Genomic DNA, 24,144 nt, shown 5'->3' on the forward strand with positions numbered 1-24,144 from the left:
CGCGTGCGTATGTCCGGCCTGATGTTGCGCTCGCACGCGAACGCTGGCTAAGAGAGTTTGCGTGACTTGGGTCCAAGCCTTTCGTCTACGAAGCTTGCTTCAAGACTGCTTTGTGAAGGTCGTTATGAGCCAAGGCGATCTCAGCGAATCTGAATGGCACGTCCTGAGGGATTTATTACCGATTGAAGAGACCAATCGGGGACGCGGTCGTCGCTCGGAACAAAATCACGCAATCATCAACGGGATGCTCTGGAGACTTCGCTGCGGGCACGTACTGGTGGAATGTTCCATCTAAATACGGCAATTGGAATACGATCTATCGGCGGTTGCGAAGCCGGAACAAAGCCAGGGTCTGGGGGCTGCTTCAGTCACACTTGCCGAGACTTCAGCGGCATGGTTCATATTACTACGACCAGATACTGGCTCAAACTTGGCCACGCTGCCTAGCGTGCGGTATTGTCAGAAAATGTATTTACCTGATAGGTTAGGCTTCTTTCGTCTACTGCCTCTACATCAATCCGAATATTCCTGATCTCAATAGATCGTTGTTTGGACGGAAACTCGACAGTTTGCCCTGTATTAGGATGTTGCAGGTCGGCCGCGGTATAACCGCGAATTTCGAAGCGCATGCTACCATCGACAACCCCCATGTAAACTATATCAAAGATCGTGCCGGACTCGATGGGATCATACTGGTCCGGATTTGGTATCTCCAAGCTTTTCACATAATCGCGCGGCGGGATGATCGGATCGCCACTCAGCACGAACTGCGTCTGACCAAAGGTGTCGGTTGCCGGGGCATTATCATGCGATGCTTGCTCAATTTCAGCTGACACCTCGGCGTCTGCTGCTGGCTGTGCACGCAGGTCCGACGGGACACTTAGAATACAGAACACGGTCGAAATGATTGCTAGCCATCGAATAGTATTTGAACCCTTACCCATCTAGCTACTCCCTTTCCAGAATCACAATCAATGGCGTTGTTATGGACGAAACACCACATGCGGACAATTCGGCATATCAAATCCTGTTTCTGCGTTCGACCGACACGAATGGAAGGTCCAATAACTGGGAACTTGGATGTATCACAGGTCACGTGATGAAGTATTTTTCGTCTAGAGACCGACGTCTCAAACCAGTCACTGGAAACTTAGGCAGCGTGGACGAATTTGAGCCAGTATCTTGGGGTGGCAATATGAACCATGCTGATGAAACTCTCGGCGAGTTGGTCGTATCGGGTGGCAATGGCGCGGTTGATTTTCAGTCGGCCAAACATCCGTTCGATTAAGTTGCGCTGTTTGTACAGCGTGCGATCATATTCAATCTTCACGCGACGGTTTGCTCTGCCAGGAATGACGGGTTCGATATTGCGGCTGGCAAGATCATTACGAATAGCATCCGCATCGTAGCCCTTATCAGCAAGGAGCGCCTGTGGCGCTTGCTCGGGTAAGCTGATCAATGTGTCATAAGCCTTGCAATCTGCTGTCTCGCCAACCGTTAGGTGGAAGGCAAGCGGTCTTCCTCTGGCATCAGCCAGACAGTGAAGTTTACTGGTGAACCCGCCCCGCGAGCGGCCAAGAGCGCGTCGATGAATCCCCCTTTTCCACCCGCTGCCGAAATATGGGCGCGAACCGTGGTGCTATCGATGCTGTAGTGGCCACTGTCAGCCATGATCTCAGCAAGGGTGACTGAAACGGCCTCCCAGACCCCGGCTTCGCTCCAGCGCCGAAAGCGTCGATAGACCGTATTCCAATTGCCGTATTTGGGTGGAACATCCCGCCACGGCGTACCGCAACGAAGTCTCCAAAGTATGCCGTTGATGATTGCACGATTTTGCTCCGGACGACGCCCCCGTCCCCGATTGACGGCTTCAATCGGAAGCAAATCCTTCAAGACACGCCATTCGGATTCGCTCAGATCGCCTCGGCTCATAACTGCCTCCAAAAAGCAGTCTTGAATCAAGCTTCGATCAATACGTCAACCAATTCGTCCACGCTGCCTAGCACCCCACCGCCACCTCGGCCTGAAGCGGCATTTCACTGCAATCGTTTCAACGAACTTCGATCATCGTGCCATCAGAATGAGGTGCCCAAATTTTTCGTGAAACAATTAAACGTAGTTATGTTCGGTTCCGTTGCAAAAATTTGTCCAGCGAAAAGCGCGCCCTAGTTCTGGTCGACGTCATGCCGCGAGCGTTGCTAATAGTTGCTTGAGCAAAAGTGCTCACGCTGATTTTGAATATACCTGTTGCATGCGCATCATGTGTGTGAACAAGTTGAACACCAGCCAAAGTAATACTGGCAACGGTTTCTGACATGAAGCCGAGCATGGATCTTAACCGGTACTCCCGACAGCACGTCCACAAAACTAAGTGGCAACCTGTAAGCGGATTGTACTAAAAACAATTATCTCATTCTCCAGCCCGATCCGTTCGGATCTGCCGTAACATGTTTCGTCCCGCGAGAAGTAACTCGTACAGGAATGCAACGAGAGACAGTATAAGCGAGACGATGGCGCCTCCAAAGAACCAGAAGAGATTTTCTTGACGGAGCCCGATCGAAAGAGCTCCAGCGAGAAGATTCAACGTTGCCGCGCCCGTGCAAACACCGGCGATGACCCCCAGCGCCACGGCAATCTCGAGGGCAAGCGTCCGCCGCCGTAGATAGGCGAGCTGCATGCGCGATGTTTCACTTTGCTCGAACCTGTCAGAGACCTCATTGAGGCGATCTGACACTCTCCCAAGACGCGTTGTGTAGATGTTCACGAAGCCCGCCGTGCCCGCTAATAGAAAGACAGGAGCAAGCGACGTTTGTATGACGGAAGCAAAATCAGTAATGACAGGAGGCGTATTCATCAGGACCCTCAAGTAGACTTTGACGCGACCAAAATAATCAACTGCGCCGGGCGTAACAATGGGGCCTTGATCCGGCATTGCCTCCCGAACCGCCGACAATGAGAACGACGGGAACCGCTGCGTCTGTAGCTCCCATGTTCCCCTAACTCCCCAATGTGCCGCGGAGATTTTCTGTGACCGTAGCGCGGCAGCGTCGAACACCAGCATGGACGCAAACAGAAGCATGATGAACGCCTAGGGAATGATCGCATTTTCAGGACTTGGAATGCGACCAATACCGGCTGGTTGACGCCGCCAGCGTCACGCCAATCGCAGAAATCGCACAGACACGGGCGTCGCAAGCGTTCCGACTGTTATCTCTTCGTATGATATTCCCAGTGGATCGCTATCGCGGGGATCAGAAACAGGACCACGTTTAGAACCTTCCAAAACCCGATGATGTTAGCCATGTACATTTGTGTTTGATCGGCGCTGAAGTTAAAAAAATTGAACATCAGGCTTGCTGTGACGCCGCTGAGGGACATCAGCCAGGCACAGATAATGACCAACAAATTGATGAAGAAGGCTTAGCAGGATGTTTCTGATTCTAAGCGGCGTTTCCATCGAAATGCTCCTTCCTCAGAGAGATGGCGTTACTGGATTATTCCGCATGAAAGTTCTGATTATAGCGTAACCCATGCGCTTTCCCGCTGGGTTTCTTCAAATGTTTATGCTGGACACAATAATGCCTTCTCGCGGGTTGTTTCGCGAATTCCAAGCTCAGCGCTGAAGTTTGATCCGGCATAGCGCTGTCGTCGAATGGCTAATAGGGTCTCGCGATCGTTTCATGCAGCAGATGCTCGACTATTCAACGATATTGCAAGGTGCGGGCGGCCGTATCCTCGCATGCAGCCCTCGCACAAGCTTCCTGCTACCACAAATGTCGCGGAAATCGAACGCCGGAGCCGCATTTTAATCGCGCTTTTTGTGTCAACTATGTATTTAGCTTCGGCCTGTTGGCGGTAATCCAGTCGATGACAGAACGTGTGAGTAGCATATTCTCTTCTGACAGCCCGGGCCTGATGTGGGCGACGAATTCAACGTCGGGCAACAACGGCAGTAGCTCATTGGCGTCTGCCGTTTGCAATTTTGCGGGGATAGAACTGGAGTTCAGTGGAGTGACCGCGAGGCCAGCCGCAACCAAAGCCGTCAAACTGCCCAGACTGGGACTGATGCTGGCTATCCGCCATTTGCTGTTTTTCGCGGCAAGTCCGGCAAGGGCAGCATCCCGGTAGGGGCACGGTTCGGGAAACACGGCGAGCGGAATGAGTGTTCCGGCTTCGACGAGGGTCTTTCCGACTGCCCATTTTAGTGGCTCACTCCAAAGATGGGTACCGGACTGGTCACCCCGACACCGACAGCCGATGGCCAAGTCGAGTTCACCTTTCTCCATCGTTTCCAGCAAAGAGGCTGTATTAGAAATCTGTATTTCCAGCGTCCGCTCCGAACGGGAGTTCTGAAACCTTTTCAACACTGATGGCAACCATGTGCTCGTCAAGTCATCAGATGCACCTATGCGCAAATGAAACGCGTTGGTGCTTCCTTTCATAAGGATCCGCGCTTCCTCACTCAGGCGCAAGATCGCCTTTGCATAACCCAACAGCGCTTGCCCCTGCGGGGTCAGCGCAACCGTGCGGGTATTGCGTTCGAAAAGGACGCTTCCCGCCTGTTCCTCTAGCCGGCGGATATGTGCGCTGACGGCGGATTGCGTCAAGTTCAGTTGCTGCCCCGCCCTTGTAAAACTCGATACGCCAGCGACTGCCTCAAAGGTCCGCAACAGCACGATATCGAACATTGTTTCACCTCGGATCATGATTAATAGCATGATGATAAATCGTTTCTCATGATCAATAAAGTTTGGTTGACTCTGCCTCGGCGGGAGATGGGAGGTCAGTAGTATGTTGCTGGAAACCTGGATACCGTTCTTTCTTGCCACACTGGCTTTCGCATTCATGCCGGGCCCAGCCATTCTGTATATGTCGGCGCAGACTCTGGCTTACGGGCACAGGGCCGGTTTGATGGCAGCCCTCGGCATCCATATCGGATGCTATATCCATATAGTGGCGGCAGCTGTGGGATTGGCTGTGCTGCTCGACAATGCGCCTGCGCTCTACTCGTTCGTCCGGATGGCCGGAGCGCTCTATATGTTATGGCTGGGTGGAAGGATGATCTTTCCTGGCGCGCAGCAAGAAACTAAAGCTCCGACGCAGCACAGAAGCGTTCTGCGCGACAGTATAGTGGTCGAGGTTCTCAATCCGAAGACCGCGTTATTTTTTCTGACGTTCCTGCCCCAGTTTGTGGATCCGCAAGGACCGATGCCAAGCTGGCTTCAGTTCCTGCTGCTGGGCATTATCGTCAACGGTGCATTTTCGCTCGGCGATCTTGCCTCGATTGGTATTGCGTCTTTTGCCTCGCCGTTTGTTTCCTGTTTCGGCTCCAGGATTTGGGTTTCGAGGGTCAGTGGCGCTATCCTGGTCGGACTTAGTGCTGCGATCATGGTGCATGTTATTTGAGAGCCCTCGTCCATCAATTGCGACACCGAGGTGAGAAATGCCGAGCTTTCTGATGAAATTCTTTGCCGTAACCTTGTCCATCTTACTCGCAGGCTGGCTCGTTACTGCATCGACCCGTAAGTGGAAGGTCTACACCAACGCGCGCTTCGGCTATTCTATTTGCTATCCGGCCGATCTTCTGACCGGCCATCTGGAGGCCGACAATGGCGACGGCCGCCTGAACAACAGAGTTGAAAACGCACACCGCCAGACCAGGAAGCGAGAGAAGATCATGGGGCGGTTCAAATCGCCACGCCAAGCACAGCGCTTCCTGTCAGCCCACGATCCGATAAATACCGTCTTTCGCCCCCGCCGGTACAACCTCTCAGCCCGCTCCTGGCGAGACGCCAGGGCAGATGCCTTCTGCCTGTGGTCCAACTACACTGCAGAAATGACTGCTTGAAGAAGCAGCCGCCGCGCCGCCTTGCAACCAATTACAAACAACTTGGCAATACCCTAAAGACCAGTCGAGTTTTCGGACCAAGTGGCCCGGAAAATTTGCAAGATTATCACGAGCCAGCGAAGCTTACCTGGTTGCCTTATATTCCTGCATTCTTTCAATTTCGCGAATGAACTGCTCCGCATATTGAGCTGTATTCTTATAATTCTGCTCATCTGCACCAAGAGTGTGATGGCGGGTAAACACGGCTTTCAAGCGATCCAGAAACCGGGGCTCGGTCTCAGCCAGATGGCCGATAAGAACCTGAAGTATCTGTTCATGAGCCAGAACCTTCCGTTCCAGTGCGGTCGTATCATTTGTCATTGACTTCGCTCCCTGTCGACAGATGACGTGCCGAACGCGACCGGGAAAAGCCACCGCACGCACGCCGCAAGATGTTTGCCAGCCTGGTCCAGTCCCGGGAGGGTGAGTTCATCTGTCGATGAGCATTTCTAAGGTCGCCTTTGCTTGCTGCCTGATCCTCTTCGTGGCGCGGACGTACTGGATTATTTTGTTCCGGAATTTTGGGTGGACGCTCCTTTTTCATATCAGCCTCCAGCTATTCTATGCTTGCTGTCGCTCTAAAGCGCTTTCGCAAGCTCATTGCTGCACGCTATTGCGAGCGCAGCATTCGGTTGCTCTGTTCCCAGCGGGGTGGCCCAGCCTGATTTTTCGAAAAGCGTCCGGCGCGAGTAAGATGGCGCAACTTTATATTCCGCCAGTATGCTTGTAGCTTTTGGATCATTTTTCGATTTCTCCAGGCAATATGGCGTAAGCGCGACCGCTACACCGTCGGACATACCGGACGCGATCAGACGTTCTGACGCCCCTCCCGTCACCCATCCGCCGACGGTAAAGCCAACAGCCATTGTTGTAATCGCGCCAACCAGCGCTCCGCCAAGTGCGGATTTTATCCATTGTGCATTGTTCATGGTGGTATCCGATCTTCAACGATCGAACGCGCCCGATTGCGCGTTATGAATGCATTCTACCACGGCTGTAGGTAATGCGTTCATGAATTCACAAGCTGGGCAGAGCCTTCGCGTGCGGTTCTGTTGCAAAATTTTTAGCCGTTTCAAAGCGGCCTTATTTCTGGACAACTTATGCCGCGAGCTCGGCAAAGACTTCGAATGGCGAGCGGTTGTCGTTTGCAAGTTGCTGCGCCCGTAATCTTCAGGATATTTTTTATAGCCTGCGCACCAGCCAAATTAGCTCCACTTTTATCAATGATAATCTTGTTCGGAATGCCGTTGTTTGCAATAGCCTTTTTAAAGAAACGCCGTGCAGCGCCAAGGTTTCGGCGCTCGGAGAGCATAAAATCAAGGGTTTGGCCATCACGATCAGCGGCCCGGTACTGATACGTCCATTTCCCTTTGACCTTTATATAGGTCACATCAACACGCCAAGAGCCAAGTATTGGGCGTTTACGGATTTATGCCTGAGCGGCAATCTGAGGTGAGTATTTAACACCCCACCGGTTCAATGTTGCATGGTCGAGCTCCACACCACGTTCAGCCATTATCTCCTGAAGATCACGATACGAAACTGAATAACGAACGTAAAAGAAAACGGCATACAGGATCACACTTTTAGGGAAATGAGCTCCTTTGAAATCAATCGACATTGCCCTTCACCTCACTCAATTATGCCGTTGATCCGAATTTAGTTCTGAAGAAGTGAAAATTTTGCGACAAAGCCACCGGTAGCCCCTTCCCGGCCCCCGAAGTCCTGTTGCTGAAATTCGTTGCCCATCATTTGTGGCGGCCGCAGCAGCGCGAGATCGAGCCCGGTCACGGCATGCCGGCTAGCGTGGAAGACGAATTGCGCCAACAAGGTTTTTTGCGTGTGTCCGGACCGCATGCGCCGGCCACAGTCCGCCGTCGGCTTGCCAACTGATCAACGCTGACCCGCTGGCGTGGTCTGGAGGGTGCGTTTTCGTCACCGGCCGTCAAATCAGCCATCCGCCTCGCCGCCCATGCCATCAACCGGCCGTGAGGCCGCAAGAGTGCCAATGCCGTCACCGGCGACATTTTGGGCAAACTGCTCGCGACCTGTGCCGGCGACGATCTGACCGCGATACGCGACCGGGCCATTCTGATGATGGCGTTAGCCTCCGGCGGGCGCCGTCGCAGCGAAGTTGCTGGATTGCGAACCGAACAACTCGCCAGACAGCCGCCGGTCACCGACGAGAATGGCTCTCCCCTCCTCTCGCTTGGCATTCATCTTGGCCGCACTAAAACCAGCAGCGACGATCTAGACGAAATCGTTTATCTTACTGGCCGTCCCGGCGAAGCCCTTACCCGTTGGCTGGATGCGGCGAAGCTAGACAAGGGCAGCGTGTTTCGAAAAGTCGATCGATGGGGCAATGTTTCGGCGCGTGCGCTGGAACCGAGCGCCGTCAACCGGATTGTCAAGCAGCGCGCGCAAATGGCTGGCCTCAACGCGAATGAATTTTCGGCCCATGGTCTGCGTTCCGGCTATCTCACCGAAGCGATGGAACAATCCCGCCATCACTCCGTACAGCAGGCGTCCGGCTACTACAAACAATGCAAAACGGCGCAACGGGCGAGCGTCAAGGCTTTTGTTATAAAAAGTTGATGATCCAACTTCCTTGGGCTTCATTAATAGTGAATATCCGCTATGCGTTTATTTTCCAGCGCATCGATGAACCGGTGCCAATATAAAATTTTTTAATCTATAAAGCTGCAACGCAGTGGTTTACTGCGTCTCAGGGGGCAATGATGGCGCGACAATTCTCGAACACTAAATCTTCTGACACGTGTTTTTCAGCCCTGAACCGTTCATCCTGGCTTTCTCCTGTTTCTAGTCATCAGCTTTTGCGTATAGACGCACCGAAAAAGTCATGGTTTGTCGTGCTCTCCAGCGCGGCTGCGCTGCTTTTCTTCTCGTCAGCTCCGGCGGCCTATTCTCAAACAACTTCGACGTGGACGGGAAATGCGGATAACGCCTGGACAAACACCGGCAACTGGTCAGGAGGCATTTCTCCCGGGAACAATAATCGAGTATCAATAGAAACCCCGGTCGCGCTGAACCGTCAGCCGCACGTTGAGGCCGGCTTTGCGGCGCTGGCCAACAGCATTTATCTCGACCAAGGCAATAGTCTGACGGTCCGCGATGGTGGCAGTCTGATCACTACTGACCTGATAAGCATTGGTGGCGCGACCAATGTGCCATCCTCTACAAGTTTATTGCAGGTTGTGTCAGGTGGTACTGTGGGAACGGACCGGCTGTTTATAGGTGATGGACTAAACAAGGGGGCGGTTCTCGTCACCGGAGCAGGCTCTACATTATCAGTTAATCTTTCGAAGCCAACCGGCAGATTTGTCGTGGGGGCATGGGGAGACGGCGAGATTGGTGTGGCGAATCGCGGGGTACTATCCGTTGGCGGTGCCGGCCTTATTGAATTGGGCAACGACTACAATGGCCGTTCAGCAACGGGCACACTACGTATCGGTGATACCGGTTCGGCGGGCACTGTTTCAGCGCAGGAAATCCGCTTCAACACATCTACCTCTCAGATCATCGCCAACTTTACGGATAGTTCAATCCTTAGCGCGGAGATTACAGGCACTGGATCGGTTATCAAGGATGGCGTTGGTACGCTGATGCTAAGCGGCGCCAACACTTATAGTGGCATCACGAGTATCAATAACGGCGTTCTGCTCGCTGGTGCTGCGAACACGTTTTCCGTCAACAGTGGCCTTGGTGTCTTTGGGTTAGCCGTTCTCGATCTCAACGATTATAACCAAAGCATAGGTTCGCTTGCGGGAAGTGGGACTGTTAGTCTGGGTAATGCAACCCTGACGACCGGCGCCAATAACACGAGTACAACCTTCAGCGGTCGCATTCAGGGTACCGGTAAACTGATTAAATCCGGCACAGGTACGCTGACACTGACGGGCAGCAGCAACCATACTGGCGGAACGGTCATTTCAGGCGGAACTGTTTCCGTCAATCAGGGATCAGCTGTCATTGATGCACTGGGTACGGGCCTGATCGCCCTTGATGGAGGACGACTACACTCTGCTTTGGGCGGTTCTACGATTAACAGCTATCTGGTTGCGCCCGGCACAACGGGCACGATCAGTACTGCAACAGGCACCGAACTCTGGCTCAATGGCGGATCGGGTCAAGAATTCTCTCTTCAGGGTAATCTGGTGATCGGAGCGAGTGACGGAGCAGGTGACGTGGTCATGGACGCCGTCGGCACTCCGACCGCCCAAGATGCAACTATAACAGTTGCCTATGGCCGCCTTGTCGACGGTAACGGGTCACTGGGAAATCTCACGAGCATCGCAGGGGCGACACGCGTTGCCACAGGCGCAACAATCGATTTCTCCGGCCATGGCGGAACAATTCGCAACTTGCAGGATGCCGCGCCCGGAAATGGTGGCACGGTGTCATGGTCCAACGATCCTCTGACTGTAAATGGCGGCAGTTTCTCAGGCCAACTCGACAATCCGCTGGGTGGAGAACTCGTTAAGGGAAGCATTGATACTCTTCTTCTCAATAGTGATAACTCAGCATTCCGTGGCACCACCACAGTTGCAGACGGCAAACTGATCGTGGGGGATATCAATAGCAGCAGCGCTCTGGGCGGTAATATCTCCGTCTTGTCCGGTGCCATTCTTAGCGGTTATGGCTCGGTCGGGAATACAATCATTCAGTCAGGGGGGATACTGTCGCCTGGCAACTCCATTGGCACCTTGACCGTCGATGGCAATCTGACGCTCGCACCTGGCTCAGCCCTTGAGATCGAAATAGCGGGCAATGGTACTTCTGATCGTGTTGATGTGACCGGAACAGCAACTGTTTCCGGTAGCAATGTCTCGGTCACGACTATAGATCCCGAAACCAGTTACCAGAATGGCCAACTTTATCATATTCTGACGGCAGACAGCGGCATAAGTGGTGAATTTGCAGGCGTTGTGTCGAACTCCGCCTTTCTCGACATAAGCGTCGTTAATGATGATAGCGCGGCCGATCTCAGAATATGCCTGAAGACCGATTGTCCGAAACCGGTTGATCCTGAAACACCGGGTCCCGGCACCTCGGAACCGGAGCCTGAAAAGCCATCCCCTCCCCTGTTCACGACGGTTGCGGAGACAGATAATCAATATGCGACGGCTGCAGGGCTGGATACGCTGGGACAGACAGGTTCGTCTCTAGCCTTGTATAATACCTTATTGATGCTGTCGGCCGATGAGGCACGTGCTGCCTTCGATGCCCTTTCCGGTGAGGCTTATGCTTCAGCCAAGGGCCTTTTGATCAACGACAGCCAGTTTGTCCGCAATGCAGCACTTGGCCGTCTGCAGCAGGCGTTTGGTGGTGCCCCGGCAACCCCGATCAACGCGTTGTCTTATGTGCCTTCGCAAAAAACCGCTTCGGCTTCAGCCTCTGCTATTGACGCCGTGGCTCCAGCCAGCACCGCTCCTGCTCAACCCCCCTATACTGCTTGGGGCTATGCCTATGGTGCGCGGACCAGACAGGACGGCAATGGCAATGCTGGTGACGTAAAATCGTCCATCGGCGGCTTTGTCACCGGTATCGATGCCACCGTTCTCGACACATGGCGTCTCGGGCTCCTGGCGGGCTACAGCCATTCCAGTTTTGATGTGAACGATCGTGCCTCATCGGGTAGCAGTGATAATTATACGCTCGGTGCCTATGCGGGATCGGAGTGGACTCTCAACCATGGCCATGCCCTGGCCTTCCGCTCCGGTCTTGCCTATACGTGGCACAACATCGACATGGACCGTTCTGTGGCCTTCCCCGGCTTTGCTGATAATCTAACCGCCAATTATGATGCGGGAAGTTTTCAGGTCTTTGGCGAACTTGGCTATAAGATGCGCTATCGCGCAGCACTATTCGAGCCTTATGCGGGTCTTGCCTATCTTCGCTTGAAGACCGGCGGGTTTGATGAAAAAGGCCTGACTGCTGCCGGCCTTTCGGTTCATTCCGACACGATGGATACTGGCGTCTCGACGCTCGGATTTCGCGCATCGACAGAGTTTGCTCTGGGCAGCATTATAGCCACCGCACGAACCGATCTTGGCTGGCGTCACGCCTATGGCGACATCACGCCTGTCTCCACCGCAAGCTTCATCGGCTCTGACGCCTTCACAGTCTCCGGTCTTCCGATTGGAAAAGATGTAGCCCTCATTGAAGCAGGTCTCGACTTTAAGCTGACCGAAGACGCAACGCTCGGCCTCTCCTATACCGGCCAGTTTGCATCCGGTGCCAGACAGAACGGTCTCAATGCAAAGCTAAGTGTGAATTTCTAGCTTCTGACTGACACATCCTGAGGGCTTCTGAACGGCAGGATTGCGGCCTGAGGACTCGTTACCGCTAATCAGCACGAGTCTGATATGGGGCTGGAAGCTGGCAGACGGCTGGCTAGAAAGCAGCGCTTAGGTATCCGCAAAAGTCCCCACGATCCCTACGAGTTTTGCGCCCGACTTTTACGACAGACGTTCTCTTTCAGTTTCAGATTCAGCCGAGTGTCGTGAAACGTAGGCAGACTGTCCTAAAACCCAGTGATCATCTGTTCTTATAGGTCCTCATCGTTTGTCGATGCGGGTTTTCCGGAGATTTTCCGATCATCTACGTTTGGGACGGCATGGCAATTAGAGTAAAAACACGAATCCAAACAGACCCATGCCGCCAACGTTTGCTGCCTGGAGGAATGAACAGGTCCTCAGTGCCGCCGATTATGCTTCTCGGTACACATGCGGGTTTCGCTATCCGGCCGCCGCCGTTGCTATCATTCGCACGACGCCAGCATGGTCCTTTGTTACCAAATCTGCCCGGTGGGTAATCTGTCCCGAGCCATTGCTGACCCGAGCTGCTCCCACATCCGGCGTGAAGGAATCTGGTTGATGCCGATCAGACAAGGTCTGTCGGATCGGCCTGCTGTTGAAAAAGAGGCTGCGGCAAACGCTGTGTCACGATTGGTTCACCCCATTTTCTCTTGTCACTCGACGGGTTCAAACTCCCCCGGCTTCCAGGTCTTGTCGAACCACGGCTCCAGCGGGCCGTAGAGGCGAAGAAGGACGTTCCAGCCCTTGCCTGGAATCGTCTGAACCCAGTTGGCCTCATGACCTTTCGGTGCTGTCGGTCCGAACCAGACATCGACTGAAGAGTCAGCGTTGATGACAATGTCTTTCTTGTCGCTGCCGATGCTCGGAAATTGTTGGTCCGTCTGCAGCATCGACCGTGTTTGGTTGTCGTACACAACGAACGACCAGAATTCCTTTGCCGGAATGTTCGGCGGCAGATGTATCTTGTAGGTCTTGCCGCCATCGAACGGCTTGCCGTGCCTGTCGGTCGTGGCGCCGGCGTATTGCGAACCGATACCAACGCGCTTTATCGCCATCGCGGGCGTGACACCCGTCGCGTAGTAGTGGAACAGGACCCGGGCATCCAGATAACGAACGCCGGGCTGCAGAAGAAACTCGTAGTTGCCGCCGACAAAGCCGGTGAACCAGGCACTGTCGGGATAATAATAGGCGTCCTTCATGCGGGACCTGAAGGTGATTGTGCGCGCCGTAGCATTGCCGACTGCCACGGCTTCTGTGAGGATCTTCTTCATCCGCTCGTCCGGTGCGAAAGGTTTGCCTTTTACAATGCCGATGGCGGCGAGCTGTCCCAGCACTTCCGCGTGGTAGGCCTCGTTTGGCTCGTATTGGACGATGTTGTTCACTTCCTCGTAGAAGTGAAAATCATTGGCATGGATGGTGTTGAACTCCTTGCCCGAGACATTGACGATTTTCATCGGCGGCGGATTGCCGGCCTCCGACAGGGGATAGACCTTGGCGAACTTCCTGGTGTTTTCGACCGCGGTCGCGGTGCTGCCATTGTCGAGGAAGCCGCGCCAGAAGAAGAGATTTCCGTAGGTCGACGTCCGCAACACAAAATAGCCTTCGGGAATTTCGCCTTCATAGTCCGGCGGCAAAAGCAGGTACTTTCCACCCTTGCCCTTGTCCGGACCAGCATTGCCGACATCGCCGACGTATTCGAACCAGTGGTTGTCGATCATGCCCAGGATGTTGGGCGGCGTCTCGATGACCAGCGGACCAGCCTTCGTGTCCAGCCACATCAGATTGTAGATGCTCTCGGTGTTTCCGGTAAGGAACAGCGAATGTGAGTCCATGAGGCTTTCAAAGATCAGGATGGTCTGATTGTTGTCGGCTCCCTGGCTTGCCAATCCCACCCGCATGGCTTCGACCGACGCGCCGGGCATGGCATTAAGAAAGACATCGACGCCGCGCATGAAATCGAGATTGCCGTAAATCTTCTCCGAAGTGGCGTCGTCCGGGAAGCCGTCGAAGAAGTTCAGTTTGCCAATCCTGGTGTCCACACGCTCCGGTGTGACGATCGACGCTGGTATAGGCGTCGTCATCTTCGTCCTGGGTGCAGTTTGCCCGTACCCGGCTCCAGCAAGAAGCGCTAACGCCGGGGCCACTCCAAGCAGGGTTTTCGTAGATAAAATCATCACGTGGTTCCTTCACTAAGGTCCGATTTTGCGAGGGCGGTAACGTACGTTGTGAATATTCGTGGCGCTTCCGGTGCGCGAAGAGAAGTATGTTACGGTTGCGCAGGCCGTAGGATACAGCGTTCAAAGCTGCGCAGCCGAGTTTCGGCTAGAACTTCACCGCCAGTCGCGTGAAGGTGCCGTGTTGGGTGGCGTCATAGCGGAAGCCGCCGTCCGTGTAGTCGGTGTAGAGCGCCTTGTAGCCGAAAGACGAAGCGACCGTGTCCGTCCAGTTGTAACCGACCGTCGTGGTACCCTGAAGCGTGATATCAGAGGAGACGACGAAGCCGCCGACATCTGCCATGACGTCCACGAACCATTTATTGTTGATGTCATAGTGCATAGTAAAACCGACAATCGGATCGACCCAGCTTTGCGAACCGCTGCGGTCGACCGCCGGGAAGAACGCAGGATCGATGCTGAGTTTCACCTCATTGTGCTGGTACCGAAGGCCGCCGGTCGCGTAGAGCTGCATATTCTCGACGTTAAGAGGCAGCTCGTAGCCGACAAGAGCCGTCGCGACGATCTGTTTCTGCTCGAAGCGAGCGGTTCCACCCAATGGGCCGACATCGGCTTCGGTTGAAATCTTGACCCACATAACATCCGTGTAGAGAAGCCAGCTGTCACCGACCGCTTGAAACGATCCCGCGAACACGCCGTCCAGGTTCTCAAACACGTCCACAGGCGAGACGTCGACGGCTGCGGCGGGAAGGTCACGCAAACCGATGTCGCCATTCAACCCCGCCAGCCAGCCGTCGAGCGTGACCTGGTATTTCCATCCGGTGTTGACGACGGCCGATCCCGGCCCCGATATATCGGCTGCGCCCGCAGGTGCCCCAGCGAGAGCCAATGCCAACCCGCAACAGGTGCTCTTCATTTCTATCATGCAAGCCGTCTCCCCGTCTCACCGGCTCCGGCAATTGCCAGAGTTATTCCCGCCATCATCTTATCCGATAAAGCCGGAAACATCCGTATGTTACCGTATCATCGGTCCCGTCGGACTATTGGCGCGACCACTTCTGCGACTCGCAGACCACCTTCATCACGCAGCCCTAGAGGTTGACCGTGTCGCCAGAGACACTGATGGTTCCGTTGTAGGTCATCTTCGCATCGGGATCAGTAGTTCTGCCGGAATAGCTGCCACCTCCCCCTTCGAACGCGCCGATCTTCTCGCCTGCATGCTTGCCGCTCTTGAGCATTATACAAAACCCGCTACCGCACGGCTGGGTCGCGGCGGTGTCACCAAGCGTCGTCTTCCAGTTTCCGACAATCAGCTCGGCTACGCTCGCAAGTCCGCTTGTCATCAATAGCGCGGTGATAGAGATCAGAATGGATTTCATGGCAACGTCCTCGCATGGCTGGCCCGCCAATGAACCGATAGCCGGATGGACCACATGTGCGCTGCCGTCCGCAAGAAACTCGTCGTATGTTACTGTAACCTACATGGTGTGGGCCGGATTCTGTGTCATCATTCATAATGACTACGCGGATGTGAAGGAGTCCCTCACATCACCGGGCCGGGAGCCGATGGAATGGAAAACTACACGGAGTTCGCCAAGCGCAAGTTTCCCGAGCACGCGCTAGAGATCGAAGCGCTTGCCTTGAGAAATGAAAGTTTCCGAGAACTGTGCAACGACTTTTCCATCGCCGACCAACTCGTACGCGACTGGGAGCTGTCTACGGCTCCAGAGCGAGACGAACGGCATGCCGAGGCGCTTGAACTCATGGACGACCTCGGCAAGGAGATCCACTTCATGGTTGTTCTCGCCAAAGTCGTGCCATTCACTGCCGTCAGATGAAGGCGCGATCTCCGCATCATCGCGGCACTGCGGCGGCCTCTAGAAAGGAATTACATGGCTCGACTGATGGCGACCATTCTCATCTTCAGGTTCGACTGATCGTGGGAAGCCATCGACACGTCGATGCTGCTACGCCGTAACCTACAGTAACATACTAAGGAAATCGCGTTGGTCGAGGTAAAGTGCGCCTTGTCAGAAATCCGCGAGGAGCAGTTTCACCACGCCCTCAGCCAGGGACGGAACTAATGAACCTCTACAAACTCACTCAGCACTTTCAGAAACTCGCGACGGCCACGGTCCTGCTGACGATGGTGGCCGCACCAATGCTCGCTCCGTCCCAGGCCGAAACCCGTCGTGGGGTGGCTGGCTGCGGAACCAGAGGATGTGCGGTCGTTGGCAGTCGCGGCGCTGTGGCAGTCCGTCGCCAGCCCGTCATGAGCGGGGTCGTCATCGTCAACCCTCGCCGTTATTGGCCTGCGGGTGGTGCGATTGCGGCGGGAGCTGCCATCGGCTTCATAGCAGGCGCGGCGGCGGCATCAGTCGCTGGGACACCGCCCCAGTCAGGCATGTGTTGGTATTATACCGACAGCACCAAAAAGACGGGTTTCTGGGACGTCTGTCCGCGATAACACGCGAACAGCATAACTGTCTGTCGTATTGACAACTACGGTCTTCATTCGGGACGCTTGATTGCGCATCGATGTGGGAATGCTAATGGGGATGACTTGCTTGTCTAACGCGTCGACTGCCGGACATATCCGGCGACTTCTTCCATGCCTCGTGCTTTTCGTGCTCGCGGCTTGCGGCGGACACCCGAAAGACGTGCTTAGCCCCGTTGCGGACACCGTGCCGGCGTCCAGCCGCGTCGACATGCTGGTTGCGACGACGCGCGCCCGATCGCCCGTCCCAGGCGAGATGTTCACGGGCGAACGCGCCCGAACGCCGTCCTTCGCACAGATGAGAGTCTCACTGCCTAAAGTCCGCAAGAAGGGCGACGTCGCCTGGCCAAAGAAGCTGCCGTCAAATCCGGAAACCGACTTCGCCACGCTGAAAGCCGACGAACTCAATCTTGATGGCGCGAAAGGCTGGCTGAACGCCTCGGTTAGAAGAAACCCCGACCAAAGCGTTCTGGTCTTCATCCACGGCTTCAACAACCGCTTCGAAGACAGTGTTTACCGGTTCGCCCAAATCGTCTACGATTCCAATGTCCGCAGCACGCCGATCCTTGTGACATGGCCATCGCGCGGCAGCCTCCTAGCCTACGGTTATGACCGCGAGAGCACCAACTACACCCGCAACGCCCTTGAGACGCTCTTCCAGTATCTCGCTAAAGACAAAGAGGTAAAGGAAGTCAACGTGCTGGCCCACTCAATGGGCAACTGGCTGGCGCTAGAGGCGCTCCGGCAGATGGCAATTCGCAATGACGGTCTTCCGGCGAAGTTCAAAAACGTCATGCTCGCCGCTCCGGATGTCGACATCGATGTGTTCCGCTCTCAGATCGAGGATATGGGCGACCCACATCCGAAGTTCACCCTGTTCGTCTCGAGTGACGATAAGGCGCTCGCATTCTCACGGCGGGTTTGGGGCGACATCCCGCGATTGGGGTCTATCGATCCCGAAAGCGCGCCTTACAAGGCTGAACTTGCCGATTACAAGATTTCTGTCATTGATCTGACGAGGATTAAGGTCAGCGACAATCTCAATCACAGCAAGTTCGCCGAATCCCCGGAAGTCGTCCAGCTCATCGGCACGCGGCTATCCGAAGGGCAGACGCTCACCGACAGCCGGGTTGGTCTTGGCGATACCATCCTGGCCGGAACAACTGGTGTGGCGGCCTCCGCCGGCAGTGCAGCGGGGCTGGTTCTTACGGCTCCAGTCGCCGTGCTTGACGCAGATACGCGGGGGAACTACGCCGATCATGTTGGCGGCCTGACCGGACAAGTTAGCGGAAGGCAGAAGATTGCGGTCAAGAACTGTGCAGTAATGCCGACCGACCCGGCGTGCAGGAAGCAGCGATAGCAGTGGCTGTACGCTAGAATTCTATCATCCTTGGCCTGATCGACTTCTTCCGCCTGTTCCGGGTTGATCGCTGATCGGGCAGTCTCATTCGTAGCCGACTACCAGACTATCATTTGGACACCGGATCGAAGGACGTGACGACCAATGGACGGCGGTCGTTTGCACGTTGTTTGCCCTTGCCCTCGGGCTGCCGATTGATCGGCGAACAGTGTCCACAACAACACCGAAGGCCAGTTGCGGCCCTCCGCTGCCCGCTTGAGGTAACCTTTCTGTTCTGCATGCAGGTCTCTTCGCGGCCCGGCCCGCGGCTGCTGGCAGAGGATCGACTTATGAGGCATTTCGTGGCAGCCGGTTTAAGACTGCGGACGCACAAGGACGCGTGAGGTTCGCTTTCCTTCGAGACAATTTGTAGACGACCGCCGCCGAGGGTCGTGCCGTGACATCCACGCCCTTGAGACGGAGGAACCTGTGTAACTCGCGTCTTCTATGAAACTCGCTGTACCCCGGGCGGCTGCCATGTCCCTCCACCCGCTGGCAAGATGGAAGGTGGTGTAGTCTTCGGCCAATAAAGCCGCATCACGAGATAGATTGTACCATCTGGGGCAGGAAGCCAATTTGCTTCCTTGTCCGCACCAGGGTTTTCTTTTTGAATGTACAGTGTCAGCGAGCCATCGACGTCCTTCTTCATCTCCGACAACATTGGCGAATTGATGAGGTAGCGATTGACCGGATTCTTGACCAATAATTGGCTCTTACCGTCATACATCGTTACCGACCAGAAGGCGTTGACCGGCGGCAACTGGCCGGGTGCGAAGGTGATGGTGTAGTTATTCTTGCTGCCGTCGAGCGGCTTACCTGTCGCATCCGTTCTGGTGAACGGGTACATGGCCTCGACCGCATCGTTGCCATAGAGGCCGGCCTTGGCGGTCGCTGCCCGCAGCAACCAATCGCCGTTGTAGAAGGCCTCGTCGCCAGGAAGTGAGCTGACATTCCAGCCATTAATGGGTTTGTTTCCGTTGGCCAACCAATTGGTCACCTTGTCATCACCCTGCTTCATGCCTATCAGTATTTCGGCCTTATATTCGAGCGGCAGATCTTTGAACTCCAACCTCTTGCCTGGACCGATGCCAATCTTCGCTAGTTTCGCGCGAATCTCTTTGTCCCTTGACGTCTCAGGAACGAACTGCAGCGCTGCCTCGAGATACTGGAAGAAGTTCTCCTTGATGCCAGCAGTAGTGGCAGGAAGAAACTCGATCGTTGGCGCGGCGCGGCTAGCGGGTTGATTGAGAAACGCAGAAAGCGGCGCCGCCTTGTAGCCGCCCTGGATTTTTTCGACGTTCGGCATGTCGTCGGAGTTGAAGAGTTGAGTGCGGAAAAGCGCGAGTGTGAACGCCGTCGTCGATTGGAAGACCTTCTTGATCCCTTTGATCGTTTCACCCTTCCAACCTGGGCCGACCACCAGATAGTCGCCTGGCTCGGCCTGCGTAGCACGCGTGCCGATATAGCCGAAATTGTAGGTATTGCCGTCGATGAGCTGAACAGAGTAGTAGCGGTCTTTTTCGACCGGAGGCACCGAGATAACCATCGGTTCAGCGCGCAAATCCAGCCAGATGAAGGAGTATGGGGTGTCGCTGTTCGGCGTGATGATCGCCGTATCTTCGGGGCTCGCGACCGTATGCATATTGTTGATTTCGTTGAACGGTGCCTTGAACTGTCCGGAGTTCTTGTCGACGGCGAACTCATGCATGACCGCATAGTTCATCACGAGCGGCAGGCCGTAGATGAAGCCTTCCTCGCCGATACTCCTGGCCTCCAGTAGGCTGGGCCCTTCGGCTTTGTCCTGCGCCACAGCCGTTGTGGACTTCGCCATCGCGGTGACGAGTACGGCCATCGCGGCTGAGCGAAGCAGATCGCGTTTTGTTAGCATTTGAATGTCCTTTCGGTTCGAAGCGTGCGATCAGGCATGCTTGAGTAGCAGGATAAGGTCATGCGTCCGCGGAGATCGATAAGATTGTGCCGATCGGGCCAGAGCCGTGGTCATAGTTCAATTGGAGAGGTGGGCGTTATTCCCATGTCGAGCATCGCTGAGACAGCCAGCGTCAGGGATGAATTTCGAAACAGGGTCGATGCGTTCGTGAACAAGGCATTGCTCTCCGTCTGATGCCGAGGCCTGATGGTAAACCAGGCCGGGATGGTCTCATGTCCCGGCAGAATGACGGAACTGGGCGGAAAAGAAACGTATGTTACTGTAGCATACGGCTTTCAACGGCCGTCTAAGACGTAGAAAACCCTGAAGTCAGCTTCGACGTCCGTCGCGCTTGGTACTGGCAATCCGGCGCGGCGAAGCGCTTCAATTATACGCATACTGTCCTTCGACTGCAGGTTTCTCTTCCGGTTTTCGGCCACGATGTTGGGCAGATAGTCAGGGCGCATTTTCATGAATACCTCGCCCTCGCGCTTCGCCTCTGCCAACAGCCCCGCCTCAGAGTAGATGACCGCCGCAACGCCGTGGAAGAGTGGAAACTTCTTCAGGTCGGCTTTGCGGATCAGCCGTACCGCTTTGTCGTGATCCTCAAGCATGCATGCGATCAGGGCACGCGTCCCGAAGTAATATCCCGCTCCGCCGGGGTTGAGTTTGATCGCACGATCCAGCAGTTCCGCGCCACGCTCCCATTGCCCCGAGAACGCGACGCGCGTTCCGAGCTCGCCGAGGAACTCCGTGTCGTTTGGGTTGGCAGCGAGCGCCTCCTCGCCGACTTCGAACGCCTCCTTCGTCTCGTTGTTGAAGAACAGCGCCGCCATGAGCGCCTGAAGGGCGCGCATGTTTCCGGGTTCAAGCGAGACTCCCCGGCGCGCTGAACCGAGCGCGCGCTCCATCGCGGACCCCTTGTCACTCTGCGGATTGAACTCGAACCGACCTTCGTCGAGATAGATGATCGAGAGCATCGACCACGCCGTCGCATAGGTGGGGAAACGAGTCACCGCGCGCTCGAGGCAATCACGGGCTGTCAGATGCGCTTCCGGGTTCAACTGCTCGCGGTACGCGTAGAAGCGCAGCGTGCAGTCATGAACGCCAACGTCGTCTGGCGGCGAGTTGACCGCCAATGATTTCGCGATGATGCCGTATGGCTGGGCGATCGCGGTCGCTACTTTGCTGGCAACGTCGGACTGGATGGCGAAGGATTCATGTGTGTCCAGATCGTCGTCGTAGTTCTGCGACCACAGGATGGATCCGTTGGAGGTGTCGACGAGGCGCACCGTCACGCGGACCTTGTTCCCTGCAACGCGGACCCCTCCTGCGAGAAGGTAATGCGCGCCCAGTCCGTCGCGCACCTGCGATGCCGCGACACCGGGAGGCAATGCCTTCGACGTCTCGCGACCGAAAACCGTGATCTCTTTGAAGCGGGGAAGGGCAGTGAGGAGTTCCTCAGTCAGCCCGGCGGCATAGCGTGCAGCCTGGGGGCCATCTCCCATATTAGCGAACGGGGCGATCACGAGCGTTGGCTCGTGCGGAACCTGTCCGGTGGATCGACGGGTGTCGGGGCCCGTCAGAGCGCCCGCGAAATAACCAAGCCCCGCGCAGAGGAACGCCACGAAAAAGGCCAGCAGGGGCCAGCAGGGACGCCGCACTGCGAAGGACTGGCGTGCGATCAGGGCTTCGTTCGGCTCGTTGGCGGTCTCTTCCGTCGGCGCATCATTCCAGGTGAAAGTCGGCACGTAGCCGCCCTTGGGGATGTCGATCCGGATCGGATCGTTTTGCCCGGCAATGAGATAGTAGCGTTCGATGAGCCGGCGCAGCCGTCCGGCCTCGATCCGCACGACTGGATCGTCCTGGGAAAATCCCGCGCTTCTGTCGAACACTTCGATGGCGACGGAATAAGCCTTGAGACGGTTCGCCCGGCCTGCGAGCGTTTCATCGGTGATATATTTTAGGAAGGCTGCGCCGCGTCCTCCGCTGGGAAATTCGCGACTGGAAAGAATTCGCTCAAGCTGTGCCCTGACCTCATCTTGGGTCGGACAGGGGCGCTCCGCCCGCTCAACCGGCGGCGACACCGAGGTCTGCATTTGCATTTCCCCCATCCGTCACAGAATAGGCCGACGGTTATTGTTTTTCTTGAAAAAAGTCCCGTTTGCAATCTACCTCCCGAAAAGAATTCCGTCCACTGTTGAAGGAGGCGTTTGAGTAAGCAATGTCTATCTTACACATGCATCGTACGTCAGAGCAGCAAATCGGATCCAGCTTCCAACCTCGATGATTACGCATACATTTTAGGATTCTTGGCAATTCGTTCGTTTCAGTGATGAAATGTTTGTTTTGCTTATCGGCATCTGGGTTGTTCGCGAACCTTGGCTGGTGCCCATCAACCTAAACGTGATGGGTCGAATAGCACCATAAGGAGCTCTGCCAAAGCCGTGTCTTCTTGCACTAGGCGATATTTGGCTCGCACTTTATCTTCGCCGTTATGAGCGAAGACGAATGGAACTTTGCGATTTGAAAGTGACAAAATGACTGGCGCAAACTTGAGGGGTATCACGCTCGAGTCCAGAATTGATTCAACAATATGCAATAGACGCAGCATCATCAGCGCACTGGTGGGGCTTGTCACGGGACCTAGAATGGTGGCTCCAAGCGCTTCCAGTTTAGTGCGAACGGCAGGATCTACAAAATCGCCTGCACCAAACATCAGTATCCGGGCGCCATCGACGAGCGCCGCCATTTCCCCAAGCCCCAGTCATCATGGATAGTCTAGCAAGTCATGCTTTCTGCGCCACCCCCCACAATATCTGAAAGCAATATTGTAGAATAGTGAAAATGAGCTTTGGTGCAGCGATCACTCTCTAGACGCAATTTGATCTTTGAAGTTGGTTTTTATGTTGTCGTTTGCTTGACGCGGACGGAATCCGGGCGTGCGCATACCAACTTCCGATTGAGAATGCTGCAACGGCGTGAAGCTTCCGCCTGCTGATTGATGAATGAACGCGCGTTCAAATGATGACCGCCGTTTCGCTTATAACGGCTCACGGTGGTTTCAACCAAGGAACGCTTTCCGTAATCATTGTCTGTCTGCCATCGCATGCGGCCGTCTGTTTCAACGCTGTTCACATGTGCTTCACGCTGTGTCGGTGGGCCGTGGATTTCTTTGACGATAGATTGCGGACGAGGCGGAATGACAATCTTTGCTGACGCGCTGCGCTGCCTGATTTTATCGTAAGACGACTGACCATCATACGCCCCATCTGCGGCGAATTGGTCTATCGTTGTTTGTATTTGATCAAGCAAGCTTTCAAGCTGACTGACGTCACTTGTATTCTGATCGGCAAGCACTTCGGCAACGATGTCACCACTGTCAGCATCAATGGCTATATGCAGCTTGCGCCATTGTCTAAGGGCTTTCACACCGTACTTTTCCTCAAGCCAATGGCCCGTGCCAAAGATCTTCAAGCCTGTGCTATCAACAACGACATGCAAGGGACCGTCTGATGGTGTACTATTTACCGCTTGTTGCATATTCCTACGCGAATGACCGGACCGCCGACGTAAAATCGTGTGATCCGGGACAAGCCGTTTCAGCTGCATCAACTTGAAAAGAGATGTCACAAATCCTTCGATTTGGCGCAGTGGAAGTCCAAGCACCAGTCCCAATGTCAAAACGGTTTCAATCGCCATACCCGAATAGCGGGGCTGGCCACCGCGTGCTCTTCTCTTCACGGCATGCCATGCTGCAATAGCTTCATCGCTCATCCAGAACGTAATGCTGCCGCGCTGACGTAAGCCTGCTTCATACTCCCGCCAGCTCTTCAGTTTGAACTTTTGCTTGCCGATGTGGTGACGGCGATTGGCATTATGTTTGAACGGCATCGCGACAGTGTCCCGTTGTCAGAAACCG

17 protein-coding genes and 5 pseudogenes are annotated in these 24,144 nt (G+C 55.0%); 8 read left to right on the forward strand and 14 right to left on the reverse strand.

Annotated features, from left to right (window positions below; all coding sequences use genetic code 11):
* Positions 1–124: 124 nt before the first annotated feature.
* A pseudogene (locus CQZ93_RS27385) lies at positions 125–391 on the forward strand (transposase); the annotation flags it as partial.
* A gap of 52 nt (positions 392–443) precedes the next feature.
* Here the strand turns inward: CQZ93_RS27385 and CQZ93_RS15010 are convergent.
* From CQZ93_RS15010 to CQZ93_RS15030, 4 genes and pseudogenes are all read right to left on the reverse strand, one after another.
* On the reverse strand, positions 444–944 hold the full coding sequence (locus tag CQZ93_RS15010) for a hypothetical protein (protein WP_105543471.1): 501 nt from the start codon (positions 942–944) through the stop codon (positions 444–446).
* 206 nt (positions 945–1,150) lie between these two features.
* Positions 1,151–1,932: pseudogene (locus tag CQZ93_RS27390) on the reverse strand (IS5 family transposase).
* A gap of 478 nt (positions 1,933–2,410) precedes the next feature.
* Complete coding sequence (locus CQZ93_RS15020) at positions 2,411–2,854, reverse strand: DUF2721 domain-containing protein (RefSeq protein WP_105545152.1); 444 nt, start codon at positions 2,852–2,854, stop codon at positions 2,411–2,413.
* Positions 2,855–3,827: 973 nt separating this feature from the next.
* Entirely contained in the window at positions 3,828–4,688 is an 861-nt protein-coding gene (locus tag CQZ93_RS15030) for a LysR family transcriptional regulator (protein WP_181153403.1), read from the reverse strand.
* A 103-nt stretch (positions 4,689–4,791) separates the two neighbouring features.
* Between CQZ93_RS15030 and CQZ93_RS15035 the strand changes: the two genes are divergently transcribed.
* Positions 4,792–5,406, forward strand: coding sequence for a LysE family translocator (locus CQZ93_RS15035; RefSeq protein ID WP_105543474.1), 615 nt, complete (start codon positions 4,792–4,794; stop codon positions 5,404–5,406).
* A gap of 217 nt (positions 5,407–5,623) precedes the next feature.
* A pseudogene (locus tag CQZ93_RS15040) lies at positions 5,624–5,848 on the forward strand (IS6 family transposase); the annotation flags it as partial.
* Positions 5,849–5,971: 123 nt separating this feature from the next.
* Here CQZ93_RS15040 and CQZ93_RS15045 read toward each other — a convergent pair.
* From CQZ93_RS15045 to CQZ93_RS15055, 3 genes and pseudogenes are all read right to left on the reverse strand, one after another.
* A complete protein-coding gene (locus tag CQZ93_RS15045) occupies positions 5,972–6,208 on the reverse strand; it encodes a hypothetical protein (protein WP_105543475.1) in 237 nt (78 codons plus the stop codon).
* 257 nt (positions 6,209–6,465) lie between these two features.
* Positions 6,466–6,816, reverse strand: a complete 351-nt coding sequence (locus CQZ93_RS15050; RefSeq protein WP_105543476.1) for a hypothetical protein — start codon at positions 6,814–6,816, stop codon at positions 6,466–6,468.
* 230 nt (positions 6,817–7,046) lie between these two features.
* Positions 7,047–7,508 (reverse strand): annotated as a pseudogene (locus CQZ93_RS15055) (IS6 family transposase); the annotation flags it as partial.
* 71 nt (positions 7,509–7,579) lie between these two features.
* Between CQZ93_RS15055 and CQZ93_RS15060 the strand changes: the two are divergent.
* Both CQZ93_RS15060 and CQZ93_RS15065 read left to right on the forward strand, forming a co-directional pair.
* Positions 7,580–8,474 (forward strand): annotated as a pseudogene (locus CQZ93_RS15060) (tyrosine-type recombinase/integrase); the annotation flags it as partial.
* Between the two features lie 283 nt (positions 8,475–8,757).
* Positions 8,758–12,189 (forward strand): autotransporter domain-containing protein, encoded by a 3,432-nt coding sequence (locus tag CQZ93_RS15065; RefSeq protein ID WP_286153646.1) that lies wholly within the window; start codon positions 8,758–8,760, stop codon positions 12,187–12,189.
* Positions 12,190–12,878: 689 nt separating this feature from the next.
* Here CQZ93_RS15065 and CQZ93_RS15070 read toward each other — a convergent pair.
* The 3 genes from CQZ93_RS15070 to CQZ93_RS15080 form a co-directional block, all read right to left on the reverse strand.
* Positions 12,879–14,399: a DUF1254 domain-containing protein gene (locus CQZ93_RS15070; RefSeq protein WP_105543477.1), complete on the reverse strand. Its 1,521-nt coding sequence runs from the start codon at positions 14,397–14,399 to the stop codon at positions 12,879–12,881.
* Positions 14,400–14,547: 148 nt separating this feature from the next.
* Positions 14,548–15,324, reverse strand: coding sequence for a hypothetical protein (locus CQZ93_RS15075; RefSeq protein ID WP_105543478.1), 777 nt, complete (start codon positions 15,322–15,324; stop codon positions 14,548–14,550).
* A gap of 166 nt (positions 15,325–15,490) precedes the next feature.
* Complete coding sequence (locus tag CQZ93_RS15080) at positions 15,491–15,778, reverse strand: DUF2147 domain-containing protein (RefSeq protein WP_105543479.1); 288 nt, start codon at positions 15,776–15,778, stop codon at positions 15,491–15,493.
* Positions 15,779–15,970: 192 nt separating this feature from the next.
* Here CQZ93_RS15080 and CQZ93_RS15085 point away from each other — a divergent pair, with 192 nt between their 5' ends.
* The 3 genes from CQZ93_RS15085 (at position 15,971) to CQZ93_RS15095 (ending at position 18,256) form a co-directional block, all read left to right on the forward strand.
* The gene (locus CQZ93_RS15085; RefSeq protein ID WP_105543480.1) at positions 15,971–16,237 is read left to right on the forward strand and encodes a hypothetical protein; all 267 of its coding nucleotides are present in this window, start codon (positions 15,971–15,973) and stop codon (positions 16,235–16,237) included.
* Between the two features lie 245 nt (positions 16,238–16,482).
* Positions 16,483–16,866, forward strand: coding sequence for a hypothetical protein (locus tag CQZ93_RS15090; protein WP_105543481.1), 384 nt, complete (start codon positions 16,483–16,485; stop codon positions 16,864–16,866).
* Positions 16,867–16,966: 100 nt separating this feature from the next.
* Entirely contained in the window at positions 16,967–18,256 is a 1,290-nt protein-coding gene (locus tag CQZ93_RS15095) for an alpha/beta hydrolase (RefSeq protein WP_286153653.1), read from the forward strand.
* A gap of 484 nt (positions 18,257–18,740) precedes the next feature.
* On the opposite strand, the gene CQZ93_RS15100 is transcribed toward CQZ93_RS15095, so the two are convergent.
* The 4 genes from CQZ93_RS15100 to CQZ93_RS15115 form a co-directional block, all read right to left on the reverse strand.
* Entirely contained in the window at positions 18,741–20,183 is a 1,443-nt protein-coding gene (locus CQZ93_RS15100) for a DUF1254 domain-containing protein (protein ID WP_105543482.1), read from the reverse strand.
* 335 nt (positions 20,184–20,518) lie between these two features.
* Positions 20,519–22,321 carry a tetratricopeptide repeat protein gene (locus CQZ93_RS15105; RefSeq protein ID WP_105543483.1) on the reverse strand — a complete coding sequence of 601 codons (1,803 nt, stop codon included), beginning with the start codon at positions 22,319–22,321 and terminating at the stop codon, positions 20,519–20,521.
* Positions 22,322–22,617: 296 nt separating this feature from the next.
* Positions 22,618–22,974, reverse strand: coding sequence for a hypothetical protein (locus CQZ93_RS15110; protein WP_105543484.1), 357 nt, complete (start codon positions 22,972–22,974; stop codon positions 22,618–22,620).
* Between the two features lie 152 nt (positions 22,975–23,126).
* Positions 23,127–24,116 carry an IS5 family transposase gene (locus CQZ93_RS15115; protein ID WP_105543485.1) on the reverse strand — a complete coding sequence of 330 codons (990 nt, stop codon included), beginning with the start codon at positions 24,114–24,116 and terminating at the stop codon, positions 23,127–23,129.
* Positions 24,117–24,144 lie beyond the last annotated feature (28 nt).

The sequence above is a fragment of the Ochrobactrum vermis genome (genome assembly GCF_002975205.1).
Lineage (GTDB): Bacteria > Pseudomonadota > Alphaproteobacteria > Rhizobiales > Rhizobiaceae > Brucella > Brucella vermis.